8 protein-coding genes are annotated in these 7,824 nt (G+C 60.4%); 3 read left to right on the plus strand and 5 right to left on the minus strand.

Annotated features, from left to right (window positions below; genetic code table 11):
• A partial coding sequence (locus SH809_17865) for a pyridoxal-phosphate dependent enzyme (GenBank protein MDZ4701583.1) occupies positions 1 to 421 on the minus strand: 421 nt, incomplete at its 3' end.
• Positions 422 to 673: 252 nt separating this feature from the next.
• Here SH809_17865 and SH809_17870 point away from each other — a divergent pair.
• Positions 674 to 2,131 (plus strand): response regulator, encoded by a 1,458-nt coding sequence (locus tag SH809_17870; GenBank protein ID MDZ4701584.1) that lies wholly within the window; start codon positions 674 to 676, stop codon positions 2,129 to 2,131.
• A 172-nt stretch (positions 2,132 to 2,303) separates the two neighbouring features.
• The gene (gene lon, locus SH809_17875; protein MDZ4701585.1) at positions 2,304 to 4,808 is read left to right on the plus strand and encodes an endopeptidase La; all 2,505 of its coding nucleotides are present in this window, start codon (positions 2,304 to 2,306) and stop codon (positions 4,806 to 4,808) included.
• Between the two features lie 99 nt (positions 4,809 to 4,907).
• On the opposite strand, the gene SH809_17880 is transcribed toward lon, so the two are convergent.
• Entirely contained in the window at positions 4,908 to 5,168 is a 261-nt protein-coding gene (locus SH809_17880; GenBank protein MDZ4701586.1) for a hypothetical protein, read from the minus strand.
• An 8-nt stretch (positions 5,169 to 5,176) separates the two neighbouring features.
• The gene (locus tag SH809_17885) at positions 5,177 to 5,467 is read right to left on the minus strand and encodes a hypothetical protein (protein ID MDZ4701587.1); all 291 of its coding nucleotides are present in this window, start codon (positions 5,465 to 5,467) and stop codon (positions 5,177 to 5,179) included.
• Between the two features lie 166 nt (positions 5,468 to 5,633).
• Between SH809_17885 and rsgA the strand changes: the two genes are divergently transcribed.
• Positions 5,634 to 6,608, plus strand: coding sequence for a ribosome small subunit-dependent GTPase A (gene rsgA / locus SH809_17890; GenBank protein ID MDZ4701588.1), 975 nt, complete (start codon positions 5,634 to 5,636; stop codon positions 6,606 to 6,608).
• Between the two features lie 27 nt (positions 6,609 to 6,635).
• Here the strand turns inward: rsgA and SH809_17895 are convergent, their stop codons facing one another.
• Together SH809_17895 and SH809_17900 are read right to left on the minus strand one after the other, a co-directional pair.
• Positions 6,636 to 7,490, minus strand: coding sequence for a TerB family tellurite resistance protein (locus SH809_17895; protein ID MDZ4701589.1), 855 nt, complete (start codon positions 7,488 to 7,490; stop codon positions 6,636 to 6,638).
• Positions 7,491 to 7,563: 73 nt separating this feature from the next.
• Positions 7,564 to 7,824, minus strand: a 261-nt coding sequence (locus tag SH809_17900; protein ID MDZ4701590.1) for a thioredoxin family protein, incomplete at its 5' end; no start/stop codon positions are given.

Here is a 7,824-nt window from a genome sequence, read left to right on the forward strand (position 1 = left end):
AGTTAGGAATCTCCTTCGCGAGCCGGCGGGCAACCGAGTAATACGAGCGCGGATCGTCGGGCTCGACATTGGTCGGACACACGATAACTTCGGCGTCGAGGGCCTGTAACACGTCGATTTTCTCCTGGCTCTGCTTGTCCGTTGTCGTGAAGATACACCGGTAGCCCCGGGCGATGGCGACGAGGGCCAGGCCGGCGCCCGTATTGCCGCTGGTCCCTTCGATGATGGTCCCACCGGGCTTGAGGCGTCCCTCCTGTTCGGCCCGCTCGACCATGGCAATGCCGATCCGGTCCTTGACCGATGCTCCAGGGTTGAAGTACTCGAGCTTGGCGAGTACGGTGCAGGGCACGCCCTGCGCGACGCGGTTCAATTTTACCAGCGGCGTATTGCCAACCGTGCCCAGAATATTGTCGTGCCACATACTGAAACAATGCCTCAAATTGCTGGTGTGACTGGAGACTTGCACGGATGCCTCATTGCACCTCCGGTCCGTGCTCGGTTTGCGCTTTGTCGTGCCGTCGAACGTGCTGAACGCAGCTGGTGTCGTCGTTTCATCCGCGCCATTCACAGGGCGCCTCTACGGGCCGCGTCTTCCACCACATCTCCTTCGATTCGTCTGGTCATCAACCAGAATCGAGGGTAGGATGTTCTCCCCAATCGCAATTCGCCTGTCATGTCTCAATCCGCCGAATCTGCATTCCCTCTGGCCACGGAGTTGTTGGTCGCCACCTTCTCGCGAGACGCCGTCGTGCGATCTCGAAATCCCGCCTGGCTCTCGCTGTTTGGGGATGCCAGTGAAGCATGGGGACCGTTGACCTCCGACGACAGGGCGCTCGCGCGCGGCTCGCTGTCGGAAGCCGCCGCCGGCAACCTGGTGACGAACCAGGTCTTTTTTGTCCAGATGACCAGCCGGGATCAGCCGGTGCCGGTGCTGCTCCATTTTATCCCGGTGATGGCCGAAGGGCAGCCGGATGCAAAGGTGCTCGCCATCACCGTCACGGGCGAGGTGCTGGCCGAACCGGGTACGTTCATACTGAGCCAAACCCGCCGGCATCGCATGGAAAATATCGGGCGGATGACGCTCGGACTCGTCCACGAATTTAACAATGTGCTGACGGCGATCCAGGGGAATTTCGAGGTGCTCGAGCAATCCGGTCAGATGCCCGTGGACAGGCCTGAGTTATACGAGACACTCAAGACCATTCAGCGCGCCGCGAACGATGGCGCCGTGATCACCAAAAGCACCAACAGCTACATCCGGAACGAGACCGTCACGCAGACGGAGCATATCGATCTGCGAACGTTGATCCAGGAGTGTGTGTCGATGACGCGCCCCTACTGGCACAACGAGCCCCGCCGGCATGGCATCACGATCGATACCCGGTTCGATCTGGACGAAGTGCCCATGATCGAAGGCTCGACCGTAGAGTTGCGCGAGGTATTCGTCAACCTCATCATGAACGCCGTCCAGGCCATGCCTATCGGCGGTTTACTCGAGTTTCATACGCGTTTCGACCGTAAACAGGGTGTCATCGCGCGGGTCTCGGACACCGGTCACGGTATGACAGAGCAGGTGAAGCGGCGCATCTTTGAGCCGCTGTTCACTACGAAAGGCAAACAGGGCACCGGGATCGGACTGGCTATCTCGTACAGCATCATCGAAAATCACCACGCGACGATCTCGGTAGACACCGTGCTGGGCGAGGGGACGACATTTACGATCGTGTTTAAACCGGCGAAGGAGCGTGCGCAGCGGGAGACCGCTCCGGCGCCGGCGTTCACGAACAAGCTCTTCCGCATCCTCGCCGTGGACGACGAGCCGGCGGTGCGCAACATGCTCCGTAATCTCATGCGGCTCAAGGGCCACGCCATCGAGGTAGCCGGATCCGGCGACGAGGCCCTCTCTTTCCTGGATCAGCACCCGGTGGATGTCGTGATCACAGACCACGGGATGGCCGGCATGAACGGCCGGCAACTCGCCCGCCGCATCAAGGATCGCTTTCCGAAGATGCCGGTTGTACTGCTCACCGGCGACACCGATATCGGCGATCCGGACGACACGATCGATGCTATCGTGGGCAAGCCCTTTCAGCTCGACCAGCTCCAGCGGATCATAAACGAACTGGGATAACGGCGGCGTCGCAGACAGAATGGCAGTACCCTTCGGTTGGCCTGGTTTTTGGTCCACCGATCGCGTACGTTCATAGCTCCCACCCACGTACATTTTGTCAGACCCCCACCAGGCCACCACTGGCAACCATACCCGTGGTCGGGAGCACCAGAGGAGGATTATGTTTGATGCCATGCTGCAGCTGATGCTTGAAGACGATACCGAACAGACGATACCCCTCCCGACGGCGGACGAGGAGAAGGCGATGAACTCGTTCGAGTTGCCCGAGTCGCTTCCTATCCTTGCGCTCCGCAACACGGTGCTTTTTCCCGGCGTAGTGCTGCCAATCACGGTGGGTCGCGACGCGTCGCTGCGGCTGGTCAAGGATGCCTTTGGCGACGATGCACTTATCGGCGTGGTGGCGCAGAAACGTAGCGACGTGGAGGACCCGGAGCCAGACGACCTGTTTGCCTACGGCACGGCCGCGGCCATCCTCAAATTGATCAAGATGCCGGATGGTTCGAAGTCGATCGTCATCCAGGGGAAGCGGCGGTTTAAAACGAAGCAGTATCTGCAGACCGAACCGTATTTCCGCGCCGGCGTGGAGGCGGTTGAGGAAGACCATGACTCGGACGACATCGAGCTCGACGCGCGAATCCGGTCGCTGAAGGAGCTCGCCATCCAGATTGTAAACCTGTCTCCGAACCTTCCCAGCGAGGCGGCTCTAGCCATCCAGAACATCGATTCGCCAACGTTCCTCATCCACTTCATCGCATCCAACCTCCAGATCGACGTCAAGGAGAAGCAACAGCTCCTCGAGACCATCTCCCTCGTCAAACGCGCCGAACTGGTAATGCTCCACCTGAACCGGGAGCTGCAAGTCCTTCAGCTATCGGAGGAAATCCGCTCGAAGGTTAAAACGGATGTCGATAAACAGCAGCGCGAATACCTGCTTCGGCAGCAGATCAAGACGATCCAGGAGGAGCTTGGAGAATCGGAAGGCGGCGAGGCGGAAGTGTCCGACCTGCGCGAGCGGGGCCTGAAGAAAAAACTGCCCGAAGCTGTTCGAGAGGTGCTCAACAAGGAGCTCGAAAAGCTGGCGCGCACGAATCCGGCCTCGCCGGACTATGCGGTGTCGCGCAACTACGTAGACTGGATCCTTGACCTTCCGTGGCTCGAGTATTCGGAAGACGACCTGAACATCAAGCGGGCCGAGGTCATTCTGAACGAAGACCACTACGGCCTGCCGAAGGTGAAAAAGCGTATACTTGAATACCTGGCCGTGCTAAAGCTGAAGGGCGACATGAAGGCGCCGATTCTGTGCTTTTATGGTCCGCCCGGCGTAGGCAAAACCAGTCTCGGGAAAAGTATTGCCCGCGCGCTTGGCCGCGAGTTCGTCCGGATGAGCCTGGGCGGCGTACGTGACGAGGCGGAAATCCGGGGGCATCGACGGACGTATGTCGGGGCGTTGCCCGGGCGCATCATCAAGGCCATGAAACGCGCCGGCACCTCGAACCCGGTCATCATGCTCGACGAGGTGGATAAGCTCGGCGCCGATTTCCGCGGAGACCCCTCCAGCGCATTGCTCGAGGTGTTGGACCCCGAGCAGAACAACACCTTTAACGACCACTACCTGGAGCTGGATTACGACCTCAGCCGGACGCTGTTTATCGCGACGGCGAACTATCTGGAGCGGATTCCCGCCCCTCTGCGGGATCGCATGGAGTTGATCGAACTCACGGGGTACACCCAGCAGGAGAAACTCGCCATCGCCAAGGGCTACCTCGTTCCGAGGCAGATCGAACAGAACGGCTTGAAGAGCAGCCAGTTCTCGATCAACGACAAGGCTATTTCCGAGTTGATCGACGGATATACGCGCGAATCGGGAGTACGCCAGCTTGAACGGGAGATTGGAGGGATCGCACGTGGTGTCGCGCGTCAGGTGGCGACTGGCGACCTGGCCCGAGCGTCCATCAGCGAGCCCGACATCAAAGAGTACCTCGGCGCCCGGAAGTACTTTTCGGACGTGGCCGAGCGCACGGAGGTGCCCGGCGTGGCGACCGGGCTGGCCTGGACGCCGGTCGGCGGCGATATCCTGTTTATCGAAGCCTCAGCCTCGCGGGGCTCGGGCCGGCTGATCCTGACCGGTCAGCTCGGCGATGTCATGAAGGAATCCGCCCAGGCGGCGCATTCCTATGTCAAGGCCCAGGCCACCACCCTCGGAATTCCGTTTGACGCCTTTCGGTACTGGGACGTACACGTCCACATCCCCGCCGGATCGATTCCTAAAGACGGTCCATCCGCCGGCGTGACGCTGGTATCGGCTCTGGTGTCCATCTATACCCAGCGTCGCATAAAGCATTCGGTGGCCATGACGGGCGAGATCACGCTTCGCGGTCTTGTGTTGCCGGTCGGCGGGATCAAGGAGAAGGTGCTGGCAGCCAAACGGGCCGGCATCAAGAAAGTGCTCTTGCCGGAAAAAAATCGAAAGGACATCGACGAGATCGAACCCGTTGTGCTCAAGGGGCTAAAAATCGTCTACATCAAGCGTATGGAAGAAGTGCTCGAAGAAGTACTCCAGAAGGGCGCGATGGCAAAGCCCGAGGTGTTTTTTGCTGTGCCCGAGAAAGACCGCAAGGTCGCGCCGGCCTCTAGCGGAAATGGCGCCGTGTACCTGGATCAGCCGGAGACGCCGTGACCGGCGGTGGAAAGGGCGGATCACACGTTTCATCCGCCTGGATGGGGCGCGAGGGAGACGGGGTATTAAAGACGCAAGGTATTGCGTCTTTACGGGGGGCTATCGATCGTCGGGACGTTCGGTGCGTTTTTCTTGGTGGACGCTCGTTTCTTCGATGATGCGTGCGTCCTCGATATTAGGGTCTAGCCCCTGTTTGAACGCTTTTTGGGCTTCGATGACCACGTCGGCCGTTGCCTGAATGGCGGTGTCGACGAATTGCGTCGCGACGCGCGTAAAAAACCCCCCGAGAAAGACCGCTTTCCCGAGAAGGTTCAAGTCGCTAAATTGAATGATCGGCCCGTGGTTGCGCTCGTCATCCATGCCGGTAGTCACGCCGTGGTGTCAGGTTTCGTACGTGTGGGGCGCGGTTTGCGCACCGTCGCCGGCTTTGTAGCCTTCGTGCCGGCGGCCTTTTTCGTGGTACGAGGAGGGGTAGCCGCCGTTCCTTCGGTGGTATCGCCCTCGTCGTTGAACTGACGCGCCATCATGGCGCCCACCTGCTCGATGCCCTGCGCCAGCATGCTAAGAGCCGATTCTACGAGAAATATGGCCTGTTCTTCAATCTTCAGACCGTCGAAAGCGCTGCGCGCTTCGTTATAGGCTTCTTTATGTTTGCTCATCGTTTCGCTGTTTTGGGTTGCTCCACTCCAGTAACACTCAACGCATCATTCCCCGAGTCATCAACTGCGCGCACCCTTCCGGGTCGGGGTGGTAGTATGTTCATCGTAGACGTGAACCGGGGGCTACAGGTTTCAGTGGCACGCCTGGAGGAAGCCGGTACGAGGTATGGAAGCTGAACCGCGAAATACTTCACAAGGGCTTGAAAGCGAAATCGTCGAGGGCATCGTCGTTCGCAGCACCGGCAGCTGGCATGATGTCCGGGTGGACGGTACGATCATTCCAGCGCGCATACCGGGTAAGTTCAGGCTGGCGAACAAGGCCGCAACGAACCCCCTGGCCGTAGGCGATCGTGTTTCGATGCAGCTCAATCGCGACAACACGGGTTCGATTTCCGTTATTCACCCGCGCCGCAACCGGCTCAGCCGGCGGGCGGCGGGGCGGCGAATTGGCATCGAACACGTGCTGGCGGCCAATCTCGATGCAGCCTGGGTGATCCAGGCCGTGCGCCGGCCGATGCCCAATGCGGGGTTTGTGGACCGTTTCCTCGTCATGGCCGAATACAACCACCTCGTAGCCGGCATCGTGCTGAATAAAATCGACTTGATGGAGCCTGGGGATGAGGAGAGCCTGGCGACGTTTTCGGAGATCTACACGTCGATCGGGTACACGGTGCTGCGAACCAGCGCCGTGACAGGCGACGGGCTGGACGCGTTGCGGTCCGAATTGACGGGAAAGACCACGGTGATGACGGGGCCTTCGGGCGCCGGCAAGTCAACGCTCCTGAACGCTTTATCGCCCGGTTTGCAGCTGGTGACCGGTGCCGTGAGCGACCGAACGAACAAAGGTAAACACACCACTACCTTCCCCTCCCTCCACCCCCTGCCCGGCGGCGGTTATGTGGTGGATACCCCGGGTATACGGGAATATGGCCTGTATGACATCGAGCCCGACGACCTCTGCCACTATTTTCCCGAATTTGAACCGTATCTGGACGACTGCCATTTTCCGAACTGCACGCACGACCACGAGCCCTCCTGCGCCGTTCGCGACGCGGCGGACACGGAGCAGATCCATCCCTCCCGGTACCTGAGTTACCTAAAAATGCTCGATTCGCTCGATGGCGAGGACACGGGTCGATAACCAGGCGGGGATTGAGCGGTCTCCGGGTTAGTCTGCTCCGACTCGCGTGTCGGTGAGGCGGATGTCCACGCTCCACCCCTTCGAAAGCGCGTGTAACATCGCCTCCTCGTTCTGATTGACGTGGCCGTCGGCGCGGGCGACGTGGAGAAGGTCATCTAGAAACGCGATCCGCTGGATGGGCGGTAGGGCCTCGCGGATGCTCCGGGTCGACGCCGTGAGCACCTCTCGATCCGGCTGAGTGCTATAGGCTTGAAGAGCGCCGCGGAACACCTCGTGCAACGCCTCCTTCGAGAGGTCCGGTTGCCAGGCCCCGAGCCGTTCCAGAATGGCGCCGATTTCGTGCAGGCTGAGGTTGTTGTCCGTGCTGTGGGCGAGGACGATGCAGATGAGCGCCATGTCGTGGAGGAGGCTCCACGCGGGCTCATCCACAACGGTCGCCGTCGTCTGCGCCAGGAGGCGAGCGCCCGTCTCGCGCAGCCCCCAGATGTCCGCCAGCGTGGCGATGAGGCTCGATTCGCTGCTCAGTAACACCCCATCCGCCTCGGCGATTCGGACGATGTCTTCCAGCGCATGCCGGCGTTCGTCTTCCGACAGGGTCGATTTCAGCGCACGAATGGTCCGCGTTACTTCCACGGTGGCGTTTTCTTGCAGATAGACGGCAAGGGCTTCGAGGACGAGCTCCTGTGCGCCGGCTTTCGACAGTGTCCGATCCCAACCCTGGATCGTCTCGACGATGGTTTCCATCTCTTCATCCACCAGCGCGTGGTCCGTGCCATAGGCAAGCGCCAGATAAACGAGGGCAAGTTCGTGGGTGCGGGTCCAGGTTTCGTCGGCAGGCGTCATCTTGTACGGGCAAAGCTCGTCGAGCCTATAATCGTTCACAGGAAATCGGGTCGACAAAATACACACGGCGCTCGTAAGAATGCGCGCTCCTCGCGGCGCGTGCGCAGGTTCTTCATACGACGGCGGCCGAGCAGATCCTAGCCATGATCCGATTCGCCAGTTCTGTATCGACCTGTTCCCCTCCCCGCGCCACGTACCAGTCGAGTTTGCGTCGCGAGATCTCGGCCCCAGCTACCCCTTCCGCCACCCACGTCGCACGTGCAGCGCGAAGCTCGGCCGGCGCCGGCCCCCATCCGAAACACGCGTTACCCTCAGGGTCGAAAGCGACCAGCCGGGGAATGCTTCGAGCGCCCTGCGTCAGGTAACGATCCAT

The sequence above is a fragment of the Rhodothermales bacterium genome, assembly GCA_034439735.1.
Taxonomy (GTDB): domain Bacteria; phylum Bacteroidota; class Rhodothermia; order Rhodothermales; family JAHQVL01; genus JAWKNW01.